Source organism: Azoarcus taiwanensis (assembly GCF_012910885.1).
Lineage (GTDB): Bacteria > Pseudomonadota > Gammaproteobacteria > Burkholderiales > Rhodocyclaceae > Azoarcus_F > Azoarcus_F taiwanensis.
On sequence record NZ_WTVM01000305.1, the window covers coordinates 1 to 437 of the forward strand.

The 437-nt window shown below is 24.0% G+C and carries 1 protein-coding gene; it reads right to left on the reverse strand.

What is annotated here, in order from left to right:
• The coding region (locus tag GPA21_RS20455; protein WP_168989877.1) for a thiamine phosphate synthase at positions 1 to 437 on the reverse strand (437 nt) is incomplete at both ends.

The following is a 437-nucleotide window of genomic DNA, read 5'->3' on the forward strand; positions in this document are numbered from 1 at the left end:
CCCTAGGCTCTAAACCTTTTTTGCAATCTGTCTCAAATATATGTCCTGCAACTACGTAACTTGCACCTAACATTTCTACTTCTTTCCCCTCATCAATACTATGAATAGAAATTCCTATTCTTTTATATTTCTTTATAAGCTCTTCCTTAATATTTTTATTTAAAGATTTAAAAATACTATAACTTAAATGAATTCCCTCAATATTATATCTATCATCTAATTTTAAATCATAGTTTTGATGTAAGATTAAATTTATCTTATGTTTTTGACAGATAGGATAGATTTTTTCTACTAAGTTTAAATATTCATTTTCATTCAAATCTTTTTCTCTTAAAGTGAGTGCAACAATCTCAAAATTTTCTAAAATTATTTTTTTCTCATAAGCTGAAAAAATTTTTTCAATTTGTTTTTCAAGATTTTCATTCTCACATAATTTT